The sequence below is a fragment of the Pararhizobium antarcticum genome (assembly GCF_001885585.1).
GTDB lineage: Bacteria > Pseudomonadota > Alphaproteobacteria > Rhizobiales > Rhizobiaceae > Pararhizobium > Pararhizobium antarcticum.
In genome coordinates this window covers 1-23,702 of sequence record NZ_LSRP01000116.1, presented here as the reverse complement: position 1 = coordinate 23,702, position 23,702 = coordinate 1, and the positions used below count along the sequence as shown (strand labels likewise).

At 60.3% G+C, this 23,702-nt stretch carries 21 protein-coding genes and 3 pseudogenes; 9 read left to right on the top strand and 15 right to left on the bottom strand.

Annotation, left to right across the window (positions count from 1 at the left end; genetic code table 11):
• From AX760_RS20480 to AX760_RS20465, 4 genes and pseudogenes are all read right to left on the bottom strand, one after another.
• A pseudogene (locus tag AX760_RS20480) lies at nucleotides 1-419 on the bottom strand (ABC transporter substrate-binding protein); the annotation flags it as partial.
• Between the two features lie 131 nt (nucleotides 420-550).
• Nucleotides 551-1,312, bottom strand: coding sequence for a TVP38/TMEM64 family protein (locus AX760_RS20475; protein ID WP_071834857.1), 762 nt, complete (start codon nucleotides 1,310-1,312; stop codon nucleotides 551-553).
• Nucleotides 1,313-1,428: 116 nt separating this feature from the next.
• Nucleotides 1,429-2,070 carry a CDP-alcohol phosphatidyltransferase family protein gene (locus AX760_RS20470; RefSeq protein ID WP_071834856.1) on the bottom strand — a complete coding sequence of 214 codons (642 nt, stop codon included), beginning with the start codon at nucleotides 2,068-2,070 and terminating at the stop codon, nucleotides 1,429-1,431.
• Entirely contained in the window at nucleotides 2,067-3,578 is a 1,512-nt protein-coding gene (locus AX760_RS20465) for a dihydrolipoyl dehydrogenase family protein (RefSeq protein ID WP_071834855.1), read from the bottom strand. The genes AX760_RS20470 and AX760_RS20465 overlap by 4 nt, the downstream gene beginning before the upstream one ends.
• Before the next feature lie 388 nt (nucleotides 3,579-3,966).
• Between AX760_RS20465 and AX760_RS20460 the strand changes: the two genes are divergently transcribed.
• The 3 genes from AX760_RS20460 to derI are packed head-to-tail and all read left to right on the top strand — an operon-like array spanning nucleotide 3,967 to nucleotide 5,997.
• Entirely contained in the window at nucleotides 3,967-4,749 is a 783-nt protein-coding gene (locus AX760_RS20460) for a DeoR/GlpR family DNA-binding transcription regulator (RefSeq protein ID WP_071834854.1), read from the top strand.
• Nucleotides 4,749-5,522: a triose-phosphate isomerase gene (locus AX760_RS20455; protein WP_071834853.1), complete on the top strand. Its 774-nt coding sequence runs from the start codon at nucleotides 4,749-4,751 to the stop codon at nucleotides 5,520-5,522. Before AX760_RS20460 ends, AX760_RS20455 begins: the two co-directional genes overlap by 1 nt.
• A 37-nt stretch (nucleotides 5,523-5,559) precedes the next feature.
• A complete protein-coding gene (gene derI / locus AX760_RS20450; RefSeq protein ID WP_071834852.1) occupies nucleotides 5,560-5,997 on the top strand; it encodes a D-erythrulose-4-phosphate isomerase in 438 nt (145 codons plus the stop codon).
• An 88-nt stretch (nucleotides 5,998-6,085) separates the two neighbouring features.
• On the opposite strand, the gene AX760_RS20445 is transcribed toward derI, so the two are convergent.
• The 9 genes from AX760_RS20445 to AX760_RS20405 all read right to left on the bottom strand — a co-directional run bounded on the left by AX760_RS20445 (nucleotide 6,086) and on the right by AX760_RS20405 (nucleotide 15,545).
• A complete protein-coding gene (locus tag AX760_RS20445) occupies nucleotides 6,086-7,591 on the bottom strand; it encodes a tripartite tricarboxylate transporter permease (RefSeq protein WP_071834851.1) in 1,506 nt (501 codons plus the stop codon).
• Nucleotides 7,592-7,601: 10 nt separating this feature from the next.
• Nucleotides 7,602-8,063, bottom strand: coding sequence for a tripartite tricarboxylate transporter TctB family protein (locus tag AX760_RS20440; RefSeq protein ID WP_071834850.1), 462 nt, complete (start codon nucleotides 8,061-8,063; stop codon nucleotides 7,602-7,604).
• Nucleotides 8,064-8,186: 123 nt separating this feature from the next.
• Entirely contained in the window at nucleotides 8,187-9,170 is a 984-nt protein-coding gene (locus AX760_RS20435; protein ID WP_071834849.1) for a tripartite tricarboxylate transporter substrate-binding protein, read from the bottom strand.
• 211 nt (nucleotides 9,171-9,381) lie between these two features.
• Nucleotides 9,382-10,761, bottom strand: a complete 1,380-nt coding sequence (locus tag AX760_RS20430) for a sigma-54-dependent transcriptional regulator (protein WP_071834848.1) — start codon at nucleotides 10,759-10,761, stop codon at nucleotides 9,382-9,384.
• On the bottom strand, nucleotides 10,758-12,581 hold the full coding sequence (locus AX760_RS20425) for a sensor histidine kinase (RefSeq protein WP_071834847.1): 1,824 nt from the start codon (nucleotides 12,579-12,581) through the stop codon (nucleotides 10,758-10,760). Before AX760_RS20425 ends, AX760_RS20430 begins: the two co-directional genes overlap by 4 nt.
• A 59-nt stretch (nucleotides 12,582-12,640) precedes the next feature.
• Nucleotides 12,641-13,666 (bottom strand): UDP-glucose 4-epimerase GalE, encoded by a 1,026-nt coding sequence (gene galE, locus AX760_RS20420; RefSeq protein ID WP_071834846.1) that lies wholly within the window; start codon nucleotides 13,664-13,666, stop codon nucleotides 12,641-12,643.
• A gap of 673 nt (nucleotides 13,667-14,339) precedes the next feature.
• Entirely contained in the window at nucleotides 14,340-14,720 is a 381-nt protein-coding gene (locus AX760_RS20415; protein WP_071834845.1) for a DUF6481 family protein, read from the bottom strand.
• Between the two features lie 158 nt (nucleotides 14,721-14,878).
• Nucleotides 14,879-15,088 (bottom strand): hypothetical protein, encoded by a 210-nt coding sequence (locus AX760_RS20410; RefSeq protein ID WP_071834844.1) that lies wholly within the window; start codon nucleotides 15,086-15,088, stop codon nucleotides 14,879-14,881.
• Between the two features lie 232 nt (nucleotides 15,089-15,320).
• On the bottom strand, nucleotides 15,321-15,545 hold the full coding sequence (locus AX760_RS20405; protein ID WP_083531264.1) for a cold-shock protein: 225 nt from the start codon (nucleotides 15,543-15,545) through the stop codon (nucleotides 15,321-15,323).
• 360 nt (nucleotides 15,546-15,905) lie between these two features.
• Between AX760_RS20405 and AX760_RS20400 the strand changes: the two genes are divergently transcribed.
• From AX760_RS20400 to AX760_RS20390, 3 genes are all read left to right on the top strand, one after another.
• Nucleotides 15,906-16,832, top strand: coding sequence for a VOC family protein (locus AX760_RS20400; RefSeq protein WP_071834842.1), 927 nt, complete (start codon nucleotides 15,906-15,908; stop codon nucleotides 16,830-16,832).
• A gap of 12 nt (nucleotides 16,833-16,844) precedes the next feature.
• A complete protein-coding gene (locus AX760_RS20395; RefSeq protein WP_071834841.1) occupies nucleotides 16,845-17,456 on the top strand; it encodes an alpha/beta hydrolase in 612 nt (203 codons plus the stop codon).
• Nucleotides 17,457-17,700: 244 nt separating this feature from the next.
• Nucleotides 17,701-18,474: an ion transporter gene (locus AX760_RS20390; RefSeq protein WP_071834840.1), complete on the top strand. Its 774-nt coding sequence runs from the start codon at nucleotides 17,701-17,703 to the stop codon at nucleotides 18,472-18,474.
• Nucleotides 18,475-18,652: 178 nt separating this feature from the next.
• Here the strand turns inward: AX760_RS20390 and AX760_RS20385 are convergent.
• Nucleotides 18,653-19,095, bottom strand: a pseudogene (locus AX760_RS20385) (IS6 family transposase); the annotation flags it as partial.
• Between the two features lie 330 nt (nucleotides 19,096-19,425).
• Here AX760_RS20385 and paoA point away from each other — a divergent pair.
• The 3 genes and pseudogenes from paoA (at nucleotide 19,426) to paoC (ending at nucleotide 23,220) form a co-directional block, all read left to right on the top strand.
• Nucleotides 19,426-20,071, top strand: a pseudogene (gene paoA, locus AX760_RS20380) (aldehyde dehydrogenase iron-sulfur subunit PaoA).
• Nucleotides 20,068-21,018, top strand: a complete 951-nt coding sequence (locus AX760_RS20375) for an FAD binding domain-containing protein (RefSeq protein ID WP_071834839.1) — start codon at nucleotides 20,068-20,070, stop codon at nucleotides 21,016-21,018. Before paoA ends, AX760_RS20375 begins: the two are co-directional and overlap by 4 nt.
• A gap of 3 nt (nucleotides 21,019-21,021) precedes the next feature.
• The gene (gene paoC, locus AX760_RS20370; RefSeq protein WP_071834838.1) at nucleotides 21,022-23,220 is read left to right on the top strand and encodes an aldehyde oxidoreductase molybdenum-binding subunit PaoC; all 2,199 of its coding nucleotides are present in this window, start codon (nucleotides 21,022-21,024) and stop codon (nucleotides 23,218-23,220) included.
• A 52-nt stretch (nucleotides 23,221-23,272) separates the two neighbouring features.
• Here paoC and AX760_RS20365 read toward each other — a convergent pair.
• The coding region (locus AX760_RS20365) for a RidA family protein (RefSeq protein ID WP_139276535.1) at nucleotides 23,273-23,702 on the bottom strand (430 nt) is incomplete at its 5' end.

Genomic DNA, 23,702 nt, shown 5'->3' with positions numbered 1-23,702 from the left:
TTCTCGATGTCGACATATTTCCAGTTGGGCAGCGCCGATGCCCAACCCGGTGTCAGCAGCAGCTTCTGCTGCTTCATTGACGCGAAATTTTCGCCATTGATCCAGATAAGGTCGACGGAGCCGCCGTCGTTCCGTCCGGCTGCCTTCTCCGCAACCACTTTGCTGACGGCGCTTGCGGTATCCTCGAGCTTCACCTGGGTCACCGTGACACCATAGCGTGTCTGCATCTCTCCGCCGACCCAGTTGAGATAGGCATTGATATTTTCAGATCCGCCCCAGGCATTGAAATAGACCGTCTGGCCGGCCGCGGTCTTCTCGATCTTTGCCCAATCGGAGATATCAAGATCGGCCGCATTGCCCGACGATGCCGCGATACCGGCGATAATGCCTGCCGCTAAAAACCGTTTTATCGAACGCATGAAGTGTGTTTCTCCCTGATGGTGTCGAAGCACGGACAAGGGCGCCGCGACTTTCACTATGATCTCGATCGGCGCTTGGCAGTATCACCAGATCGAGTTGCTTGGTCGTTTGAAATGTATCCCGTTATGCATCAGCCGGTCCGGCGGCGCCATTGCGAGACGATGGTGGGCACGACGGCGACGACGGCCAAGGCCAGGAAGGCGAGGGTGATGTCGCGCGTCACGAGATCCGAAATCGTCGCTTCGCGGCCGACGGACTGTGCTGCGGCGAGCACACTATCAACGCCCTGACCGAGATAGGCATAGGCGAAAGTCCCGGGGAGAATACCGAGAAACGTGGCGGCGACGAAACGGCCCAGGCTGATATCGAACAGGGCCGCCGCGATATTGACGACGAAGAAAGGAAAGACGGGGGCCAGGCGGATGGCGAGCAGATAGCCGAAAGCGTTTTGCCGAAACCCCTCCGCGAGCCGCTTGGCAATGCCATCGACCCGCTCGCGGAGAAAACCCCCGAACGCCGAGCGGGTAGCGAGAAAGACGAGCGCCGCGCCGGCTGTCGCACCCACTGCAACCAGAGCGCCGCCAATGATCCAGCCGAACAGGAAACCACCGAAGATCGTCAGGATTGTTGCGGCCGGAAAGGAAAATGCGACGGCCAGGACATAGACCGCCAGGAACACCACCATCGAAAGTGCGTATCGCTCATCGACGAAGCTGCGCAGATCTTCGCGCCTTTGCGCCAGGAAATCGAGGCTGAGATAGTTCTGCACACCGAAAGCATAGCCAAGGATGAGCCCGAGAACCACGAGGGCCACGGGTCCGAAGCGCCAGATCGAACTGCCGGACTGATCGCTCGGCAGGTCATGACGGGTGGTTTTGAATTTGTCGGGCATTGTTCGGTGGCCAGTCATGTGCAGCGGTTTCAACCGTTTCCATCAAGAACCGGATTAATACATCACCGGCAATACAAATCAGGGTGAACGGCGCCGATGAGGACGCCTTCGCGTCTTTAACTGTCTTCTGAAACCGAAGTTCCGTCTTGTTCCTTGGCAAAGACCACCCAACCCTGATGCCAGCGGAGCAGCGTGGTTAGTCCGCAGATCGACGCGAAGACAAAAGCGATCACCGGGAATGTATGAGGAAACAGGCACATGGCGACGAAGACGGCGATCGTCTCGAACCCCTCGGCCATTCCACCCGTATAATAGATGCCTTTCATTGGAAAGGCGTCCGCCCGTTTTCCCTGCTTGGCCGCGATGATCGAGAAGGCCAGAAAAGATGATCCCGTTCCGACAAAGGAAACGATCAGGACGGCCGCGGGCAGGGCATAGAGGGGAGGGTCGTGCACGGCAAAGCCGAGCGGCACGAGTGCATAGAAGACGAAATCAAGCGTTATATCCAGGAACGCCCCGCGGTCTGTCGGGCCATGGATCCGGGCAACCGCCCCGTCCAGCCCATCCAGCAGGCGATTGGCGAGGATGAGAGCCAGCGCCAAGATCCACTGGCCGTTTGCCAGCGCCGCGAAGGCCAGAAGGCCGATGAAAAAACCGATCAGGCTGATCGCATCCGCTGAAGTGCCCATGCGCGCCAGCATGCGTGCGGCAGGCTGGAGGGCTGCGCGTTGAAGCGGCAGGATACGGGCGTCGATCATCCACGCCTCCAGCGATGGAACCAGCCCAGCAGGGCCACAAGACGCGGACTGATATGGTTGCGGCGCCACAGACCGGCAGCCATCTTGTTGGCTTCGGCCAGCGTCGGGTAGATGTGGATCGTCCCGAGTATCTTGTTCAATCCGAGACCGTGTTTCATCGCCAGCACGAACTCCGCAAGGAGATCGCCGGCGTGCTCGCCGACGATGGTTGCTCCGAGGATCGTGTCCTTGCCCGGGACCGTCAGGATCTTGACGAAGCCGCGGGCAGCGCTGTCGGCGATCGCGCGGTCAAGATCGTCCAGACCGTAGCGTGTCACCTCATAGGCGATGTTCTTCTCCTTTGCCTCGGCCTCAGACAGGCCAACGCGCGCCACCTCGGGATCCGTGAACGTCGCCCAGGGGATCACCCTGTAATCCGCCTTGAAGCGCTTGAAATCACCGAACAACGCGTTGACCGTTGCGAACCAGGCCTGATGCGCGGCCACATGGGTGAACTGATACGGCCCCGCAACATCGCCGGCGGCAAGGATATGCGGATAGCCCGTCTGGAGATAGGCATTCGTCTCGACCACGCGATCGACCTCGATACCCAGTTCTTCCAGGCCAAAGCCCTTCAGACGCGCCGCGCGCCCGAGTGCGACAATCAGCTCATCGAATTCGACGCGCTGGACTTCGCCGCCATGCTCTACCTCGATCCATTTCCGGCCGTCCGTTAGGCCACAGGCGCGGGCTTTATGCTGCGTCAGCACGCGCACGCCATCGGCCTCCAGCGAAGCAAGCACATGCTCGGCAGCATCCTCGTCCTCACGCATCATCAGGCGCGGTGCCATTTCCAGCTGCGTTACCTCGGAGCCGAGACGGGCAAAGCTCTGTGCCAGTTCACACCCGACCGGCCCGCCGCCGAGCACGACCAGCCGTCGCGGCGCGTCCATGCGTCCCCTCAATTGCTCCCAGAGCGTATCCGAGGTCAGATAGCCGACCTCGACAATGCCCGGAAGGGGCGGAACGAAGGGACCGGCGCCCGTGGCGATGATGACGGCGCGGGTCGTCAGGCGCCGTGTTTCACCGCTGTTCAAGGCGATCTCCACGGTCCAGGGATCGACCAGCCTTGCATAGCCTTCCAGCACCTCGACCCCCAGCGACGTGTAACGCTCGATGCTGTCATGCGGCTCGATCTCGGCAATGACCCGGTGCACCCGTTCAATCACCTCGGCGAAGGGAACCTGCGGCAGGTGCGCAGCCAATCCGTACCGGTCGGCCTTGCGCATCTGGTGGGCAAGCTTTGCGCTCCTGATCAGGGCTTTCGACGGGACGCAGCCGTAGTTCAGGCAGTCGCCGCCCATCCTGTTGGCCTCGACCAGGGTGACCTTCGCCTTTGTTGCGGCGGCGATATAGGCCGACACCAGGCCGGCGGACCCGCCGCCGATCACGATCAGGTTACGGTCGAATTTTCGCGGACGCTTCCAGCGTGTCGCCAGATTGTCGGACTTGAGGAAATCCAGAAGCATGGCAGAGTTCACTTTCAGGAAGAACAGGTTGTGTATCTGCAGGACCGGTTGAGTGGGGATCTGGTGCCGCCGTCATGCAAAAAAACGTGACGGTTGGTGCCAGCCCCTCCTAGCAGACGGACGAACCGGTTGCGACCCAAAGATCTGGGCGCAGCAGGGTTAGTTGGAAGATGCAATCGGTGGCGCCGTACAAAAAAATCCCCGCATGGCTTCGCAAGCACGTCAGATGGATCAATCTCTGCTGATGACGATGGTTGGTTCTAACCCCCAAACATCACATTTAATAATCACATTATCTCATGTTTTATCTTATCTAACACACATTCCCGTGATAGATGGATGCGACTAGTAGCGGAAAAGCTCCGCACAGATCTTCGCAAGGCGCATCATGAAACCCGAAACCAGAAGACAAGCGATCATGGATTTGTTGATGGATGCGGGTTCCGCCTCTGTCGACGACATGGCCAGCCGGTTCGGCGTCAGCCGGATGACTGTCCATCGCGATCTCGACGAACTCGAGCAATCCGGGCTCCTGCGAAAGACCCATGGCGGCGCCTCGATTCAGTCCAGCCCGCAATTCGAAAGCGATTTCCGCTATCGCGAAAAGATCGCTGCAGTCGAAAAGCGGCGGATTGCAGCCCACGCTGCGCGCTTCATCGAGCCGGGCCAGATCATCATCATCGACGACAGTTCGACGGCCGGCGCTTTGGCAGAGCATCTGAAGGACATCCGGCCACTGACGGTGATCACCAACAATCTCGGGGTCATCGGCAGGCTTTCGGAGCTCAATGGTATCACGTTGATTTCGCTGGGCGGCCAATACAACAGGCGGTTCAACGGCTTCTTCGGGATCATCACCGAAGAAACACTGCGTTCGTTGCGGGCGGATATCGCCTTCCTGTCCAGTTCCGCCATACACGGCGCGTCCGCCTTCCACCAGGACCAGGAGGTGGTCCAAACCAAGCGGCGGATGATGCGTTCGTCGGGTCGGACCTATCTTCTTGTCGATCACGAAAAATTCGGCAAATCGGCGCTGCATTTCCTGACGGGGCTCGATGGATTTGATGCCGTCCTGACCGGTGCGGAGATCGACGCATCGCATGAGGCGGCCCTTCGGGAAGCCGGCATCAATCTCATCAAGGCAACGGCGCAGGCCGCGGAGGACGTTTAGTGAACAAGCAAACTGTCTGGGTTGGAACGAGTTGGAAGATGAACAAGACGCTGGCGGAGGCCATGGTCTTTGCCGATGGCCTTGCGGCAGCAGATGCCAACCGCGACGCCCGTATACAGCGCTTCGTCATTCCCCCCTTTACGGCGACACGGCAGGTCAAGGATGCGCTCGAAGCCACCAGCGTCAAGGTCGGCGCGCAGAACATGCATTGGGACGATGCCGGCGCGTGGACCGGGGAAATTTCCCCGCTGATGCTCAAGGACTGCAAGCTCGATCTGGTCGAACTCGGCCATAGCGAACGCCGCGAACATTTCGGCGAGACGGATCGCACGGTCGGGCTTAAGACCGCCGCCGCGGTCCGGCACGGTCTGGTGCCGCTCATCTGCATCGGCGAGACACTTGCCGAGCGCGAAGCTGGCCAGGCCGACGCGGTGCTCAGGCGTCAGGTCGAAGGCGCGCTCGGCCTGCTGGAGGGTGCTGCCAAGAACAAACCAGTGCTTCTCGCCTACGAGCCCGTCTGGGCTATTGGCGTCAATGGCATCCCGGCGTCAGCCGATTATGCCGACGAGCGCCATGCGCTGATCGGAAACTGGGCGCAAGCCATGCTCGGCGTTTCCGTGCCCGTGCTTTACGGCGGCAGCGTCAATCCCGGCAATTGCGAAGAGCTGATCGCCAAGCCGCATATCGACGGACTGTTTATCGGCCGCTCCGCCTGGGATGTCGCAAGCTATCTCGACATTCTCTCCAAGGTCTCGGCAGCACTCGCCGCCTAGACCAGACATTCCCCTGTTCCAACAAAGGATCACACACATGAAGATCGCAATTGGCGCCGACAGCGCAGGCAAGCCCCTCCTCGATGTCATCGAGGCCCATCTCGCCACCAAAGCGGGGATCACGGTTTCCAATCTCAGCCAGTCCGGCTTCTACGCCGACCTGTCCAAGGGCTTGGCCGAAACCATAGTCTCGGGCGAAAACGAGCGCGGGATCCTGATCTGCGGCACCGGGATTGGCGTTTCCATATCGGCCAACAAGGTTCCCGGCATTCGCGCCGCGCTGACCCACGACACCTATTCGGCCGAGCGTGCTGCCAAGTCCAACAATGCCCAGATCATCACCATGGGCGCGCGCGTCATCGGTCCGGAACTGGCCAAGGCGATCGTCGACAAATGGCTGGAATCGGAATTCGATCCCAACGGATCCTCGGCCGGCAATGTCGACGCGATGAACCGGCTCGACACCGGAAAATGATCGCGAACTGTTCCGGCGACCATCATAGACAAACGCCCGGCATCGCTGCCGGGCGTTTGTCGTTGGAAGCCTTGCGGAAGGAAAGGGCTCAATCCTCTTCGGTGAACACCGCTTCGCGCTTCGCCTTGACGCTCGGCAGGAAGACGATGATGAGAACCGCTGCGGCGAGGAAAAGCAGCCCGGCACTGATCGGCCGCGTGACAAAGGTCGTTGCATCGCCGCGTGACAGGATCATCGCGCGCCTGAGGTTTTCCTCCAGAAGCGGCCCGAGCACGAAGCCAAGCAGCAGCGGCGCCGGCTCGCAGCGCAGCTTGACCAGCGTGTAACCAATCAGCCCGAAGAAGGCGACGGCGTAGAGGTCATAGACGTTGGAGTTGACGCTGTAGACCCCGATCGAGCAGAAGGCCATGATCACCGGGAACAACACGTAATAGGGGATGGTCAGCAGCTTGACCCAGAGGCCGATCAGCGGGAGGTTGAGCACCACCAGCATCAGGTTGCCGATCCACATCGAGGCGATAATGCCCCAGAACAGGGCCGGTTGCTCGACCGCAACATTCGGACCGGGAACGATGCCCTGGATGATCATCGCGCCAACCATCAGCGCCATCACCGGATTGGCCGGAATGCCGAGGGTCAGCAGGGGAATGAACGAGGTCTGGGCCCCGGCATTGTTGGCCGATTCGGGGCCCGCGACGCCGGCAATTGCGCCATGGCCGAACTGTTCAGGCGTTTTCGAGATGCGCTTTTCGACCGTGTAGGACGCGAAAGACGCAAGGATCGCCCCGCCGCCCGGCAGGATGCCCAGCGCCGAACCGATGCCGGTCCCACGCAGGACCGGCCACAGCATCTCCTTGAAATCCTGCCGAGAGGGCATCAGGCCGCTGACCTTGGCCATCAGCACCGTGCGCGTCTTTTCACCCTCGAGATTGCGCAGGATCTCGGCCACGCCGAAGACACCGACGGCAACGGCGACAAAGTTCAGCCCGTCGGCATATTCGCGGATGCCGAGCGTGAAGCGCGGCGTGCCGGTGTAGATGTCGGTACCGACCAGACCCAGCAACAGACCGAGCGCCACCATGGCCAGCGCCTTGATGATCGATCCGTGCGCCAGTGCGATCGACGACACCAGGCCGACGATCATCAGCGAGAAATATTCGGCGGCGCCAAACTGCAGTGCAACCGCCGTCAGCGGCGGTGCGAAGATCGCGACGAGGAAGGTCGAAACCGTGCCGGCAAAGAACGAGCCGATTGCGGCAATCGCGAGGGCTGCACCGGCCCGGCCCTTGCGGGCCATCTGGTAGCCGTCGATGGCGGTGACGGCCGACGAGGATTCACCCGGCATGTTGATCAGGATGGCGGTGGTCGAGCCGCCATATTGCGCGCCGTAATAGATGCCAGCCAGCATGATGAGTGACGAGACCGGCTCAAGCTGGAAGGTGATCGGCAGCAGCATGGCGATCGTCGCCGTGGCGCCGATGCCGGGAAGGACGCCGATCAGGGTTCCAAGCAGAACGCCGATCAGGCAAAAAAGCAGGTTTTCGGGGGTGCCGGCGGTTGCAAAGCCAAGCGCGAGATTGCTGAAGAGTTCCATGAATATCGTCCTAGAATCGCAGCCAGGGGCCGAAGCGCTGGAAGGGCAGTCCCAGCGCATAGCTGAACACGGCAACGGAGAAGATGGTGATGCCGAAAGACAGCAGAACGGCCATCAACGGCCGCATTTTCTGCGAGGCGAAAGAGGCGATCAGCGAGGTCAGGAACAGCGCAACAACAAAGCCCAGCCCGCGCACGGTCAGCCCGAAGAAGATCGGTGCCGGCAGGATGAATGCCAGCCCGCGCCAGGCGATCGGGCCGATCGGTTCGCCTTCCAGGCGTGTCGCCTGAACGATGATGATGACACCCAGCAGCGTCATGACGATGGCCAGAACCAACGGAAAATAACCGGGCCCCATGCGGAATGCCGTGCCGAGGTCGAGATTGAAGGACTGATAGGCAAAGAACAGCCCGAGCGATGCAAAGATTGCTCCGCAGGCTGCGTTCGTGGAATCGAAGGAAACGGATTTCATGATACCCCCCAGGGCCGGCGTTCGACATGGGCGATCCGGCCAGGCCAGAGGCACATGCGTCAGCCAGCAAAAGCACAAGACCGATGCCGCCGGCGTTGACCGGCGACATCGAGTGATTGCCGCTTAGTCGGCGTACTGGCCAGCCGCTTCGATGACCGGCTTCCAGCGAGTGATCTCGCTTTCAAGCTTGGCTTTCAGCGCAGCCGGGGTCGCGTCGGCTTCCGAAGACGGGACAGTGCCGAGCTCGGCAAACCGGTCGACGACGTTCGGGTCCTTGAGCGCCAGCTGCAACGACTTCGCAAGGCGTTCATTGACGTCGGCCGGCGTGCCCTTCGGGCTGTAGACGCCGTGCCAGATGCCGACCTCGAAGTCCGCAAGGCCACTTTCCATGGCGGTCGGAACATCCGGCAGAACAGGCAGTTTGGCCGGCGAGGTCACGGCGTAGGCCTTGATCGTGCCGCCCTGGATCTGCTTCGTCGTGTTTGTGGTCTGGTCGCACATGATATCGACCTGGCCGCCGAGAAGGTCGGTCATGGCCGGACCGGTGCCCTTGTAGGGCACGGTCACGAGCGGCGTCTCGATGGCGCTCATGAACAGCATGCCGCAAAGATGCGAGGCAGCCCCGATCCCGGCATTGGCAACCGTAACCGTGTCCTTGTTGGCCTTGACGTAGTCGATCATGCCCTTGAGGTCGGTCGGCTCGAAATCCTTGCGGGCAACGATGGTCATCGGCACTTCGGTAACCAGACCGACATACTCGAAGGCGTTCAGCGTGTCATAGGCCAGCTTGCGGTAGAGCGTGGCGCTTGTTGCCATGCCGATGTGATGCAAAAGGATGGTGTAGCCATCGGCTTCCGAGCTCGCAACGCGGCCGGCCCCCAGCGTGCCGCCGGCACCGCCGACGTTTTCAACGACGATCTGCTGGCCGAGATCCTTCGACATGGATTCGGCAACAAGGCGCGCGACCGTATCGGTGGGGCCGCCGGCCGAGAACGGGACGACCATGGTGATCGTGCGCTCAGGATAAGTCTGCGCCGAAGCCGTCGTTGTAAAAAGCGAAATGGCGGCAAGCGCCGTCATGCCAAGCATTGCGTTCAGGGTTTTCATGGAGGTCCTCCCGGATGAAATATGGGCCAGCCAGCGCGGCTCCTCCCGCACTGATCGTGGATGCCCCATTTGCGCGACTGCTTTTCAACCACGCAATTGCCCTTGTGCAGGCACCCCGCAAATTCGTCGGCGCGTGCGCCGCACCATGGGTGGATATGGAAACAAAGGAGCACGGCCATGGGTGGACATCCACCCACAGGCAGGCAAGCGCTCAGGTTCGAGGGCGGTTTTCCTGATCCTCCAGGGCTTCGCCGGCAAGGATTTTACGGTCCAGATCGTACTTCTGCATCTTCTCGTAGAGCGTCTTGCGCGAGATCGACAGGGATTCGTAGACCGGGCGGAGACGTCCGCCATGGGCGCTAAGGGCGCTTTCGATGACGCCCCTTTCGAACGCCGCCACCTTGTCGGCGAGGCGTGTGGTTTCCCTATCCGCGCCATCGGCGCCGTCACCCGGCCGCAGATCAAGCCCAAGCACCAAACGATCGGCAGCATTGCGCAGTTCGCGCACATTGCCCGGCCAGTTGCGATGGGCAATATCGGAGGTGACCGCGGGGGGCACGGAAATATCGTCACGACCATACCGCGCCGATGCCTCGCGGACCAATTGCAGGAAAAGCAGGGGAATATCGGCCCGCCGCTGTGAAAGCGACGGCACATGCAGCGTCGCGACGTTCAGCCGGTAGAAGAGATCTGCCCGGAACCTTCCCGCCGCAACCTCTGCCTCCAGATCGACCTTGCTGGTTGCCAGAAAGCGCACATCGAGTTCGACGGTTTCATTGGACCCAAGCCTCGTAATGACCCGCTCCTGCAGCACACGCAGGAATTTGGCCTGCAGGTCGACCGGCATCGAGCCGATTTCGTCGAGCAGGATCGTGCCGCCACGGCCATGCTCGAATTTGCCGTAGCGGGACCGGATGGCGCCCGGAAAGGCGCCCGCCTCATGGCCGAACAGTTCGCTTTCGATCAACGTTTCCGGCAGGGCCGCGCAGTTGATGGCGATGAACGGACGGTTGGCACGGGCACTGATGTCATGCACGGCGCGGGCTACGACCTCCTTGCCGGCCCCGGTTTCGCCGATGATCAGCGTATCGGCGTCGGTTGCGCCAATCGCCCGCAGGCGATAGCGCAGATCGACCATCACCTGTGTCCGGCCGGGCAGGCGGGCTTCGATATCATCGCGCTTGCCGGCGACGGCGCGGAGTCGACGGTTTTCGAGCACGAGACTGCGCCGGTCCATGGCGCGACGGACAATTCCGGCGAGATGCTGGGTGGTGAACGGCTTTTCCAGAAAATCATAGGCGCCTTCGCGCATGGCCTTGACCGCCAGTTGTACATCGCCATGACCGGTCACCAGAATTACCGGCACTTCCGCATCGATTTCGCGGATCTTCTGCAAAAGCGTCATGCCGTCCATGCCGGGCATGCGGATATCGCTGACGACGACGCCGGAGAAACTGTAGCCGATCAGTTCCAGAACCTGGTCTGCGCTCGCAAATGTTTCGACGTCGAAACCGGAGAGTTCCAGTGCCTGCGCGGTCGAACGGCGCAGTTCTTCCTCGTCATCGACGAGCAGGATGCGGGTCTCGCTCATTCTGCGGCCTCGCTGATCGTCGCCATCGCATCGAGGTCGATCCGGAACACCGCGCCGCCGTCCGGATGGTTGCTGACGCTCAGGCTGCCACCGAAGTCCTTGATGATATTGTAGGAGATAGACAGGCCAAGACCGAGACCCTTGCCGACGCCCTTGGTGGTGAAGAACGGGTCGAAGATGCGCTCGGCAATCGAGGGCGAAACTCCTGGACCGTGATCGCGCACGATAATCGCCACCCTGCCACCTTCACGTCGTGCCGACACCCGGATACGGCGATCATCGAGGCCCTCGATTGCATCTGCCGCATTGGAGATCACATTGACCAGCACCTGCTGCAGGCGCACCGGCCCGGCCCGCACGATAGGCGGCGTTTCGCCAAGATCGAGTTCGAGATGGGCGTCGGCAGCGGCAAGCCGGGCAGCGACGATTTCAGCGGTGTCGCGGATCGCTTCGTCAATCGGCACCGCGGCAAGCTCCTCGTTCGGCTTGCGGGCGAAATTGCGCAGGTGCCGGCTGATCGACGCCATGCGGTCGATCAGCGCGGAAATCCGCCGGATATTGTCGCGGGCTTCCTCGGTTCGGTTCCGGTCGATCAGCACCGCTGCGCTGTCGGCATAGGTTTTTGCAGCCGCCAGCGGTTGATTGAGTTCATGCGAAAGCGCCGCCGACATCTGGCCGAGCCCGGCCAACTTGCCGGCCTGGATGAGGTCGGCCTGTGTCTGGCGCAATTGCTGTTCCGTCAGGCGTTTTTCCGCAATCTCTCTTTCGATGCGCCGGTTGACCCGGGCGAGGTCGGCGGTACGCGCCTCGACCCGATGTTCCAGTTCGTTCTGTGCTTCCTTCTGCATCTGCATGCGCTCGGAAAGCCGCGCCCGCCTTTGTAAGAGGATGGCAACCGCCAGACCGGCCAGGCAAAGCAGCAAAATACCGGCGGCAACGATCGTCCTGGCCTGCGTGCGCACCGAACGCGTGTCGAGCAGCACGTTCACGGTCCAGTCCGCCTCCGGTACATATTGCGACAGAACGAGATATTCCCGCCGGTCACTGCCCTCTCGCACGGTCATCAGCGCATGATTGCCGGACGTGCCGCGTTCCACCGGAAGGGCAGTCAGATTGGCATCGGAATAGCGCCGAGACGCTTCGGTGCGCGCACGTCGCTGCGGCGTCAAAGGCAGGATGCCGGAATAGAGCCATTCGGCGCTGCCGGTCATGAAGATGATGCCCTCCGGATCCGACACGAAGATCTTGTACTCGCCACCGCGCCAGGACGCCTCGATCGTATCGATATCGACCTTGAAGACGATGACGCCCTTGATCACCGTGCCGATAAGGATCGGCGAGGCGAAATAATAACCGCGTTTGGAGGAAGTCGTGCCGAGCGCATAGAAGCGAGACTGCCGACCCTTGGCGGCGTCCTTGAAATAGGGCCGGTAGCTGAAGTTCTGGCCAACGAAGCTCGCCGACCCGTCATAATTGCTGGCGGCAATTGTGTCGCCATCCAGCGTCATGACATAGATGTCGGATGAGCCGAGAAGACTATTGATCGACTTCAGGTAGACATTGGCCTCCTCGCGCAGGCGCGGGTCCCCGGGTTGCGTGATGAGGGTCTCGATACCCTCGTGGTCGGAGATCAGGGCGGGTAGGGGTTCATAACGGCCGAGATGGCCCCCCAGCGCCGAAACAGCCAGCCGCAGGGCCGTCTCTGCCTGAAGCGAAGCCTCATCCATATAGCTGCGCGTCGCCAGAACACCCCCCTGATAGGCAAGGGCAATCATCGCGATTGGCAGGACGCAAAGCGCCAAGATGAACCGGTTCCTCACGAGATGCGCGGGCTCCTTCCCCGATTGTCCGCCTGTGGTCGCTCTACGAAGGTGTAAGCCTAGTGCTCATTGCGGCGGGAATGCCATTGCCATGCAGATTGGATAATCTGCTGGAGATCATATTTCGGCTGCCAGCCAAGAACACTCAGGGCCTTGTCGTTATTGGCCACAAGTGACGTGGAATCGCCGTCGCGCCGCTCTGCATATTCGAGCGGAAACGGCTTTCCGGATACGTCCGAAATCACGGTCATGAGTTCCTTCACCGTCGTACCCGTACCGGTCCCGAGATTGAGTTTTACACTCTCTCCGCCTGAAAGCAGGTAATCCACTGCCCGGACATGCGCATCCGCGAGATCGAGAACATGGATATAGTCGCGCACACAGGTGCCGTCGCGTGTGTCATAGTCGGCTCCGAAAACCTTGAAACCGTCCCGTCGTCCAAGCGCCGCATCGATTGCGAGCGGAATCGCATGGGTTTCCGGCGAATGCCACTCCCCGATGCGCCCTTCAAGATCAGCGCCGGCCGCATTGAAATAGCGCAGGATCACCGACCGCAAGCCCTTATAGGCGCTATAGTCCTGGAGTGCCTGTTCAACGATCCATTTGGTACGCCCATACGGATTGATCGGATTCTGCTCGTGGCTTTCATCCATCGGCACCTGCTTTGGCAGTCCGTAGGTGGCACAGGTGGATGAAAAAACGAAAGCCTCAATGCCCGCCGACAGCACCGCAGACAGGAGCGTCAGTGCACCGATGACGTTGTTGTCGTAAAACGCAACGGGGTCTTTGACAGACTCCCCGACCTCAATCATCGCGGCAAAATGCAAGACCGCAACGGGCTTGTGCGTCGCGATCACGTCATCGAGCCGTTTGCGATCCCGAATATCACCTTGTTCAAAGGGTCCCCAGCGCACGAACTCTGCATGGCCGTTGGAAAGATTGTCGAACACGACCGGCGTGTAGCCGCGGGCCGCCAATGTCAGGCATGTGTGTGATCCGATGTAGCCTGCACCACCGACAACGAGTACTGTTTTTGATTGCGTCACGTGAACTGTCCGCTTGCTGATTGGATTGCGCTGGATCATGAGACACCCCAGCGGGTGTAGCGCCTTCTTTCTATTGTATGAAATGATGAGAAGCTAGCCTGCTTGGACGTCCGAAAACCTCGGTTTTTTATCAAAATTTGGCCAATCTGGTCAGTTTCTGACGGATGATCGCTATTTGCGAAAACACATATCCACAAGTCGGTAATTGAAACGCGTTCGCCTCGCCAGATCGGGTGCCTGAAGACAGGCTTGACGTGGACGCGCTGCAGCCACTGCGCATAAGAGACCGCCCACAGAGCGTCTTGCAATGGCATGCATTGCTTTGCTCTGATCTTTTGCGTGAGGACAAAGGGGGACGAGAATCTTAGACGACAATCAAAAATTAAAATAAGTGGGTTGGCGAGAGGCCTCAACCGCTATTACGAACTGCGGTAACTAAACCGCGTTCGCGGTCGGCGAAGCGTCAAGCATGTGCGATGTCACGGTCCGTCGAATTTGGCCGGTGTATCAATTGCCGTGGCCGGGCTCTTTCCGCGGGTGCCCCGCAGCGACGACTATATCCAGAGCAAGGCGCACGTCGGCGGATCAAGGCGCAAAATTCCCGCGCAAATGATTGGCTAACGGTCATTAAAACCATGACGTGCGCGACGATGGAGCGGACCTCCTAGTCATCTGACACCCGCCGAAGCGGGTGTTTTCTGCAAGCCGGGCCTTAGCGCTGGCGGGCCTTGCGAGCGGCATACCGCCGGTCGCGTTCAGCCTTGCGTTCGGCTTCATCTGCGATAACGCGGGAAATGCGGTCGCGGTCGGCAGATTCGCGCGCCTCGGCGTCGGCACGTGCCTCGGCATCGGCCGCTTCAGTGCGAGCGGCTGCCTCTGCGAGCTGGCGCTCATTTTCCTGCTGCTTCATCATTTCGCGCTCTGCGCGACGGGCTTCGCGGGCCGCTGTAATCGCTTCGCGCTCAAGGCGCTTGGCGACCACTTCCGGATCATCCGGCTTCGGTGCAGTCGCGAATTTTTTCAACAACAGCTTCTTGGCTTCGTCCGCGGCCTTGCGTCGATCGGCAAAGCCATTTTCGTTCGGGTGTCTCAAACCTAGGTCGTCCTTGTGGGTATATAGGGTCGATCGGTGATGCTTGCTCCCGGAGACCGCCATGCGGAATCAGCCCGGGACAGAGCCACTATAAGCAGATCAGGAGCGATCCGGCCAGCTTTGGCCTTCCATTTTCCCAATATGCTGGCATCACCAGCTTACTTGCGTTTTGCAGGCTTGCTGATGACAGGCGCGGCGTTTGCCTCTTTTTCGAGGCGAAGTTCGCGCAATCTGAGTGTCTTCGCATCGCGTTCCAACGCAACGGCATCGATTTCGGAAATCGTGCGGCTGCGGGCCATGAACTGCGTCTGCGTCTTGCTGAATGCCGATTCAGCCTGATCGCGTGTCTTTGTGGAATTCTCGGTCAATCTCGTATCCTGGATAGGGGCATGCCATGTCCCAGATCCAACGACCCTTGAAGAACACACATGCGAAAAATTATCTCGGGAGCGGATCAACGTGCCGGTTGGGCAGGCTGTGCTCCACACGGCCGGGACCGACCGTGAAAAAAAAGGCCAGGCAATTTGCCTGACCTCGTGTTGGAAAGTGTCTCATCGACGATGCCAGTACATCCGTGGTCACCGGAGAGACAAATTCCGATCAGGCTGCCTGGAGCTTGCCAGCAGACATCTTGCCCGACTTGTTGTCGCGCTCCATCTCGAAGCCAAGCTTCTGGCCTTCGACGATTTCGCGCATGCCAGCGCGTTCGACGGCAGAGATGTGAACGAAAACGTCGGCGCCGCCGTCGTCAGGCTGAATGAAGCCGAAGCCCTTGGTGGCGTTGAACCATTTAACTGTGCCAGTGGTCATAACGAACCCTTTCATAGCAATAAAATTACCGCCGTACGACGCACGGTGGGTGGTATCTCGATTTTTGAAGGGGGAAGTTCGTCAGAGGCGCAAAGCGCTGGCAAAAACAAATATCAGTCAAACAACTATCGATGAACATTGGATAGACCTTCTGCTTCGTCTTGTCAACTTTTAGTTTCCGGTTCGCCTGGGGAAACGACTTTCGGTCGTGCTCTGGTATGGCGATGCGGCGGCAAGCCATACCAGAGCAGGCTCGGTCGTTCATGTTTGGTAGACAGTCCGTTTTGATTGCGCAGTCTATCCGCGATGCTCCATCAGGCTCATCTAGGACCCATCGGAAACAGCCCGCGGCAGGCGGGAAGAAAGGCCACGGTCATGCTCAACCAGATCAAGGGGCTCCACCACGTCACGTCGATGGCAGCGGACGCCCGTACCAACAACAGGTTCTTCACCGACACGCTCGGTCTGCGCCGCGTCAAGAAGACCGTCAACTTCGACGCCCCCGATGTCTACCACCTTTATTATGGCGACGAGACTGGCACGCCAGGCTCGGTGATGACCTATTTTCCGTTTCCGGACATGGCGCGCGGTCGTCCAGGCACGGGCGAGGTCGGCACGACAGTCTTTTCCGTTCCGGAAGGCGCGCTCGGCCATTGGTCCGATCGCCTGACTGCACGGGGCGTTACCGGTCTGAAGGCGGAAACGAGCTTCGGACAGAACCGGCTGAATTTTGCAGGCCCGGATGGCGACGCTTTTGCACTGGTCGGCATCAAGGATGACCCACGCGCGCCCTGGATCGGCAATGGGATGGATGCAGACCTCGCGATCCGCGGTTTCCATTCGGTTTCCATGCGCCTGCGCGACGAGGGCGCGACGCGCGAACTCCTGACCTTCATGGGTTATGAAACGCTGGAAAGCCGCGATGGCGTCACCCGTCTTGCCGTACCCGGCACCGCCGGGATCATCGATCTCGAGACGATGCCGAACATCGCCCGCGGCCAGCAGGGCGCCGGTTCGGTCCACCATGTCGCCTTTGCGGTCGAAAACCGCGAAAAGCAACTCGAGGTCCGCAAGGCGCTGATGGACACGGGCCACCAGGTCACGCCGGTGATAGACCGCGACTATTTCTGGGCCATCTATTTCCGCACGCCGGGTGGTGTCCTATTCGAGATCGCCACCAACGAACCCGGCTTTGATCGCGACGAGGATACGGCCCATCTGGGAGAGGCGTTGAAACTGCCGCAGCAGCACAAGCACTTGCGCCCGATCCTCGAACAAAACCTGCAGAAGCTGGACGGTTGAAGGAGATTGACAATGACCGATCACGGTATCGACAATGGATATGTGCACCGGCTGAAGGCTGGTGCACCGGACAAGCCGATCTTTTTCGTCTTTCATGGGACTGGCTGCGACGAGCGGCAGTTCTTCGATTTTGCCATCGACCTCATGCCCGATGCGACGATCGTCTCGCCGCGCGGCGACGTCTCGGAACACGGGGCAGCACGCTTCTTTCGCCGGACAGGCGAGGGGGTCTACGACATGGCCGATCTCGCCCGTGCAACGGACAAGATGGCGGCTTTCATCGAGACGCTTTCGCGGGACCATCAGGCTTCGGAAGTCATCGGGCTTGGTTTTTCCAACGGCGCCAACATCCTTGCCAACCTCTTGATCGAAAAGACCCTGTTTGACAAAGCGATGCTGCTGCATCCGCTCATTCCCTTCCAGCCGAAGCAAAACCCGGAACTGGCGGGGCGCAAGATCCTGATGACAGCAGGAAAGCGGGACCCAATCTGCCCGGCACCGCTGACCCAGAGCCTGGCCGACTATTTCACCGCGCAGAAGGCAAGCGTCGACCTCGAATGGCATGCCGGTGGTCACGACATCCGCCCAAACGAGGTGGAGGCGATCAAGCGGTTTGTTGGGTGAACGATCTTAGGGCAGGGAAAGGCTAAGGCCACAAACAGATCAAGGCGAGGATATCGTCAACCGAGCCCGCGGTCGGCCTGAACGTCAAAGTCAGACGATCAGTCGACTCAGCCCATGCAGTGTCCGTGATGATGGACAAAGCAGACGGCCAGATTTTTTAGCTGGTACTGGACACATCCAAACGGATATCCCATATCGGCAAGGTGCCTCCACTTTCCCGCAGTTTTGTAGTGACCGGATTTCCATGACCAGCCGCGCCGCCATCGCCGCCTTCCTTGACCGCCCGCTGATTACAAGATTCCTGATCGTGGTGATCTTGATTAACGGCATAACACTGGGTCTGGAAACATCTTCCACCTTGATGAACCGTATCGGCCCGCTTTTGATTGCCATCGACACGCTGTGCCTGATGATCTTTGTGGTCGAACTACTCGCCAAACTCTACGCTGCCGGCCTGCGCTTCTTTCGCTCGCCTTGGAACGTGTTCGATTTCATCATTGTCGGTATCTCGCTGATCCCAGCGGGGACAGGCTTTTCTGTCCTGCGCGCCTTGCGAATACTTCGGGTGCTGCGCGTCGTCTCGGTCGCCCCCTCCTTGCGCCGTGTTGTCGATGGGTTGGGTCGCGCGCTGCCAGGTATGGCATCGGTTTTCGTTTTGATCTCGTTGATATATTATATTGGCGCCGTCATGGCGACCAAGTTGTTTGGTGCAGGCTTCCCCGACTGGTTTGGCGATCTTGGCAACTCTGCATATTCGCTGTTCCAGGTGATGACGCTCGAGTCGTGGTCGATGGGCATCGTTCGTCCGGTCATGGAGGTTTACCCGTATGCTTGGGCCTTTTTCGTGCCCTTCATTCTGATGACGACTTTTGCGGTGATGAACCTGATAGTCGGTCTGATCGTGAATTCGATGCAAGAAGCGGCATCAGAAGAAACGCGCGGAGAGGCACAAGCCTTTGAAACCGCCGTTATGGCCCGACTTGACGCAATCGAACTTAAGCTGGACAGAAAGTCCTAAAGAATAGCCGCCAGGGAGTCGCCGAACTGGCCTAGTTGCTGATGCTTTGCAAAGAATGCGCTGCATCGCTGAGCACCTTTAGAGACGTTGCGACAATGAACTACAATATAATTATGTCCCTGACGGGCATCGTAAACTTAACGGGCTCGGGTCGAAAATCTCCCTCCGCCGCTTTCGCTTACGCTGACTGAAGACGTGCGGTTTCATTCCACGTTTGCATGGCGACGGTTCTCAGTTCGCGGTGATGGTCGGACGGACTATCTTGGCGTGGAATGTGGAAGGGGTTGGCGACCGGGTCATGAATGGAGACGAAACGCTGGAGATGCCGGGCGGATTTGAAACCCTTCATGATCCACTTTCGTTGTCGCGTCGGCTGATGAGCATTCTCCGCCCGGTCATTCAATTCCTTGTGCGAGCGATGTTCGACGCCGGGCATAATGTCGCGTTTGGCCGTGCTGTAGGGTCGGAGTTTATCGGTAATCATGACGCGTGGCGCATGGCCTGACCTTTCAGAAGCTTCCGCATCAGACGTTTGGCAGCCCCGGTATTGCGGCGGCTCTGCACCAGCACATCGAGATCGAAGCCATCCTGACCCACAGCTCGCCACAGCCAATGTTTCTTGCAGCCGTGCTCGGCCTTGATCGGCTCCGGCGATGCGGCAAAGGATGATGCCAGGAGCGCCAGCGCGATGGCAAAGACGAGCGTCAGCTGCGTCGCGGAGTGCGGGTGACGGGCAACATGCGGGGTGATCTGGTATGATGGCATGAACCAGCATCTTCGCTGACTTCGCCTGGCACTACTACCGCAGAATTGTCGATCCGGGACCAAGGTCGGTTGCCACTTTGCCCAAGGACACACTGCGTAGAAACACTATCCCATTCGACCGTCGCAAGTCCCGCCATTGTCGGCAAGAACAGCGGCCGGCGGTCGGCCCTCCCATTTCCCGGAAAGGTGGATGCCGACGAGTTCCGGCCGATTCACCTTGAACTTTTACAAATCAGCTTAGTTATCGTGTCGGCTGCGACAGGTGCAGCCACCGGCGTCGCCGGGCGGCGCGACACAGTTTGCAGGGAATGCCATGTCCTATTCATCTCAGGTTTCTTTCACGATCAACGGTGAAAGTCGCGTCCTCGACGTCGACAACCGGACCACTTTGCTCGACGCGCTGCGCGAGCATCTCCATCTCACAGGCACGAAAAAAGGATGCGATCACGGGCAATGCGGTGCCTGCACCGTCATCATCGATGGTCGCCGCGTCAATTCCTGCCTGACACTGGCGGTGATGCATGAAGGCGACGCCATCACCACGATCGAAGGCCTGGGAAAGCCGGGCGATCTTCACCCGATGCAGGCCGCCTTCGTCAAACATGATGGCTTCCAGTGCGGCTATTGTACGCCGGGACAGATCTGTTCGTCGGTGGCGGTGCTCGAGGAGATCAAGGCAAATATCCCCAGCCACGTCACCGCCGATCTCACTGCTGCAACGACGGTCACCGAAGTCGAGATCCGGGAACGCATGAGCGGGAATCTCTGTCGCTGCGGAGCCTATTCCAACATCGTCGAAGCCATCGTCGAAGCTGCGGGGACAAGAGCATGAGAGCCTTTACCTATGAACGCGCCGCCTCGGTCGAGAGCGCGGCGAAATCGGCGGCGGCGAACGACAAGGCAAAATTCATCGCCGGCGGCACCAACCTGCTTGATCTGATGAAGCTGGAGATCGAGACACCCACCCATCTGATCGATGTAAACGGCCTCGGACTGGACACAATCGAGCCGACGTCCGATGGCCGTCTGCGCATTGGCGCAATGGTCCGCAACACGGATCTCGCCTCCAACGAGACGGTGCGACGCGACTACGGGCTTTTGTCGCGGGCGCTGGTCGCCGGCGCATCGGGCCAATTGCGCAACAAGGCAACGACCGCCGGCAACCTCCTCCAGAGAACGCGCTGTCCCTATTTCTACGACACCAACCAGCCGTGCAACAAGCGGCAGCCCGGAAGCGGCTGTTCGGCCCTTGGCGGGTTCAGTCGCCAGCACGCCGTGCTCGGAAGCAGCGAGGCCTGCATTGCCACCTATCCCGGCGACATGGCGATCGCCATGCGGGCGCTGGACGCCGTCGTCGAGACGGTGAAGCCCGAAGGCGCCACACGGTCCATCCCGATCGCCGAGTTTCATCGCCTGCCAGGCGATACACCGCAGATCGAGACCGCTCTGGAGGCGGGCGAAATCATTACAGCCGTTACGCTGCCTGCCCCCATCGGCGGCCAGCATATCTACCGAAAAGTCCGGGACAGGGCCTCCTATGCCTTTGCGCTCGTCTCTGTTGCAGCCGTCATCCAGCCGGATGGGAGCGGACGCGTCGCGGTTGGCGGGGTCGCTCACAAGCCTTGGCGCGTGGAAGCGGCAGAAGCGGAACTGCCCAAGGGTGCGAAGGCTGCCGCCAGCATCCTCCTGGCCGATGCCAGGCCGACAGACCAGAATAGATTCAAGGTTGATCTCGTCGAGCGAACGCTCGGCGCGGTTCTCCGTGAAGCAAGGGGTTAAGCCATGCAGTTCGATACACCAGCAACAACAAATCCGATCGATCAGCTCACGATCGTGGGTCAGTCCATTCCGCGCATCGACGGAGAGCTCAAGACAACGGGCAAAGCGATCTACGCCTATGAATGGGATGAGGAAAACATCGCCTACGGCCATCCGGTCGGTTCCGCCATTGCCAAGGGACGCATCACTTCCATGGATGTCTCGGCGGCTCGCAACGCCGATGGCGTGCTTGCCGTCGTCACCACCCTGGATGTCGGCAAGCGCGAAAAGGGAAAGCAAAACACCGCAAACCTTTTCGGCGGCGACGAGGTCCAGCACTATCATCAGGCCATCGCCGTCGTCGTTGCCGAGACATTCGAGCAGGCGCGCGCCGCAGCAGCTCTGGTCAAGGTCGACTATGCGGAGGAAAAGGGCGTTTTTGACCTATCGGAAGCGATGAAGACTGCGGTGAAGCCGAAAGATGCCGGTGGCGCCCCACCCGATACGGCCGTCGGCGATTTCGACGCCGCCTTCGAGACCGCGCCCGTGTCGCTCGAAGAAACCTATACCACTCCGGACCAGTCCCATTCGATGATGGAGCCGCATGCCTCGCTCGCCACCTGGGATGGAGATGAGCTGACCCTGTGGACGTCCAGCCAGATGATCGACTGGTGGCGGACTGATCTGGCGACCACTCTTGGTATCGACAAGGAAAAAATTCATCTGAAGTCGCCCTATATCGGCGGCGGTTTCGGCGGCAAGCTGTTTCTGCGCGCCGATGCCGTGCTGGCGGCCTTTGCGGCCAAGGCAGTGAAACGCCCGGTGAAGGTTGCACTGCCAAGACCATTCCTGGTCAACAACACGACGCATCGCCCGGCGACAATCCAGAGGATTCGGATCGGAGCCGAGAGAGACGGCACGATCACGGCCATTGCCCATGAAAGCTGGTCCGGTGACCAGCCGGATGGGCAGCTCGAAACGGCCGTGATGCAGACACGGCTGCTCTACGCCGGCAAGAACCGCATGACGGCGATGCGCCTCGCTGAGCTTCATCTTCCCGAAGGCAACGCCATGCGGGCTCCGGGCGAGGCGCCCGGCCTTATGGCACTGGAAATCGCCATCGATGAAATGGCGGAAAAACTGGGCCTTGATCCCGTCGAGTTCCGCATTCTGAACGACACCCAGGTCGATCCGGAAAAGCCCGAGCGTCCGTTCTCACATCGCGATCTCGTCGGCTGTCTGAAGCGCGGCGCAGAGCAGTTCGGCTGGAGCACCAGAGGAAAGCCGGGAACCCGCCGCGAAGGCGACTGGTTGATCGGCACCGGCGTCGCGGCCGCGCTCAGGAACAACCTTCTTGTTCCATCAGCCGCCCGCGTCCGCCTCGATCAGGACGGTGTCGTCACGGTGGAAACCGATATGACCGATATCGGCACCGGCAGCTACACGATCATTGCGCAGACGGCCGCAGAAATGATGGGCCTGCCGATGGATCGGGTGAAGGTCAGGCTTGGCGATTCGCGCTTTCCGGTGTCGGCCGGGTCCGGTGGCCAGTTCGGAGCGAACTGCTCGACCTCTGGGGTCTATGCCGCCTGCGTCAAGCTGCGTGAAGCGGTGATCCAGACGCTCGGTTTCAACGCAAGCGAAGTTGTCTTTGAAAACGGCACTGTCCGCTCGGGCACCCGGTCGGTTCCATTGGCTGGCGTTGCCGGTCCGGACGGACTGTCGGCAGAGGATACGATCGAATGGGCCGAGCTCTCCGATAGCCACCAGCAATCGACGTTCGGTGCGCATTTTGTGGAGGTCGGCGTCGATATTGCCACCGGCGAAAGCCGCGTCCGCCGGATGCTCGCCGTCTGTGCCTCCGGTCGCATCCTCAATCCGATCACGGCCCGCAGCCAGGTGATCGGGGCGATGACGATGGGTGTGGGTCTGGCGCTGTCTGAAGAGCTTGCGGTTGATACGCGCAGGGGCTTCTTCGTCAACCATGATCTCGCAAGCTACGAGGTTCCGGTTCACGCCGATATTCCGCACCAGGAGGTGATCTTCATGGATGAAACAGATCCGATTTCATCGCCGATGAAGGCGAAGGGGATCGGCGAACTTGGGCTTTGCGGCGTCTCGGCGGCCATTGCCAACGCGATCCACAACGCGACGGGTGTCCGCCTGCGACATTATCCGATGACGCTCGACAAGCTGCTGGGCGGCCTTCCCGCGCTTTCGTAACCGCGAGCGAGACGGCGGTCGCGAAATCGGTCGCCGTCTCGCCCTTTGGGCCTCAGTCGCAGATGGCTTCCGCTTCGATTTCGACCGCGTAGTCGCCGATCAGGTTGCCAGCTTCGATCAGCGTGTTGGCCGGTAGCACCGAGGCAAAGGCCCGGCCGTGGGCGCGCGATACGGGCTCCCACTGGCTGGCATCGCGCAGGTAGATGCGGGTGCGCACCACGTCTTCCATATTTCCGCCAAGCGCCGAGATGGAGGCGGCAATCTTGTCGAGGATATAGGTTGCCTGCGCGCCGGCATCGCCCGGCGCCACGGAACGGTTTGCGCCGTGGGTGGCGGTCGTTCCCGATACGAGGATCCGGTTGCCGACCCGGACGGCGCGGCTGTAACCGGCGATCGGTTCCCAGATGCTGCCGGAAGACACGCGCGAGCGGCCGGGACGGCCGGGCACCGGTTCTGCCGTGTAGATCGACGGGATGGCATCA

What these genes read in the sequence shown, in the direction of transcription:
- AX760_RS20460 (WP_071834854.1), top strand. Translation starts at nt 3,967, where the DNA reads ATGAAACCCGAAACCAGAAGACAAGCGATCATGGATTTGTTGATGGAT.
- AX760_RS20475 (WP_071834857.1), bottom strand. Translation starts at nt 1,312, where the DNA reads ATGCCCGACAAATTCAAAACCACCCGTCATGACCTGCCGAGCGATCAG.
- AX760_RS20375 (WP_071834839.1), top strand. Translation starts at nt 20,068, where the DNA reads ATGAGAGCCTTTACCTATGAACGCGCCGCCTCGGTCGAGAGCGCGGCG.
- galE (WP_071834846.1), bottom strand. Translation starts at nt 13,666, where the DNA reads ATGATCCAGCGCAATCCAATCAGCAAGCGGACAGTTCACGTGACGCAA.
- AX760_RS20445 (WP_071834851.1), bottom strand. Translation starts at nt 7,591, where the DNA reads ATGGAACTCTTCAGCAATCTCGCGCTTGGCTTTGCAACCGCCGGCACC.
- AX760_RS20405 (WP_083531264.1), bottom strand. Translation starts at nt 15,545, where the DNA reads ATGAAAGGGTTCGTTATGACCACTGGCACAGTTAAATGGTTCAACGCC.
- AX760_RS20390 (WP_071834840.1), top strand. Translation starts at nt 17,701, where the DNA reads ATGACCAGCCGCGCCGCCATCGCCGCCTTCCTTGACCGCCCGCTGATT.
- AX760_RS20465 (WP_071834855.1), bottom strand. Translation starts at nt 3,578, where the DNA reads ATGCTTCTGGATTTCCTCAAGTCCGACAATCTGGCGACACGCTGGAAG.
- derI (WP_071834852.1), top strand. Translation starts at nt 5,560, where the DNA reads ATGAAGATCGCAATTGGCGCCGACAGCGCAGGCAAGCCCCTCCTCGAT.
- paoC (WP_071834838.1), top strand. Translation starts at nt 21,022, where the DNA reads ATGCAGTTCGATACACCAGCAACAACAAATCCGATCGATCAGCTCACG.
- AX760_RS20435 (WP_071834849.1), bottom strand. Translation starts at nt 9,170, where the DNA reads ATGAAAACCCTGAACGCAATGCTTGGCATGACGGCGCTTGCCGCCATT.
- AX760_RS20400 (WP_071834842.1), top strand. Translation starts at nt 15,906, where the DNA reads ATGCTCAACCAGATCAAGGGGCTCCACCACGTCACGTCGATGGCAGCG.
- AX760_RS20395 (WP_071834841.1), top strand. Translation starts at nt 16,845, where the DNA reads ATGACCGATCACGGTATCGACAATGGATATGTGCACCGGCTGAAGGCT.
- AX760_RS20470 (WP_071834856.1), bottom strand. Translation starts at nt 2,070, where the DNA reads ATGATCGACGCCCGTATCCTGCCGCTTCAACGCGCAGCCCTCCAGCCT.
- AX760_RS20430 (WP_071834848.1), bottom strand. Translation starts at nt 10,761, where the DNA reads ATGAGCGAGACCCGCATCCTGCTCGTCGATGACGAGGAAGAACTGCGC.
- AX760_RS20440 (WP_071834850.1), bottom strand. Translation starts at nt 8,063, where the DNA reads ATGAAATCCGTTTCCTTCGATTCCACGAACGCAGCCTGCGGAGCAATC.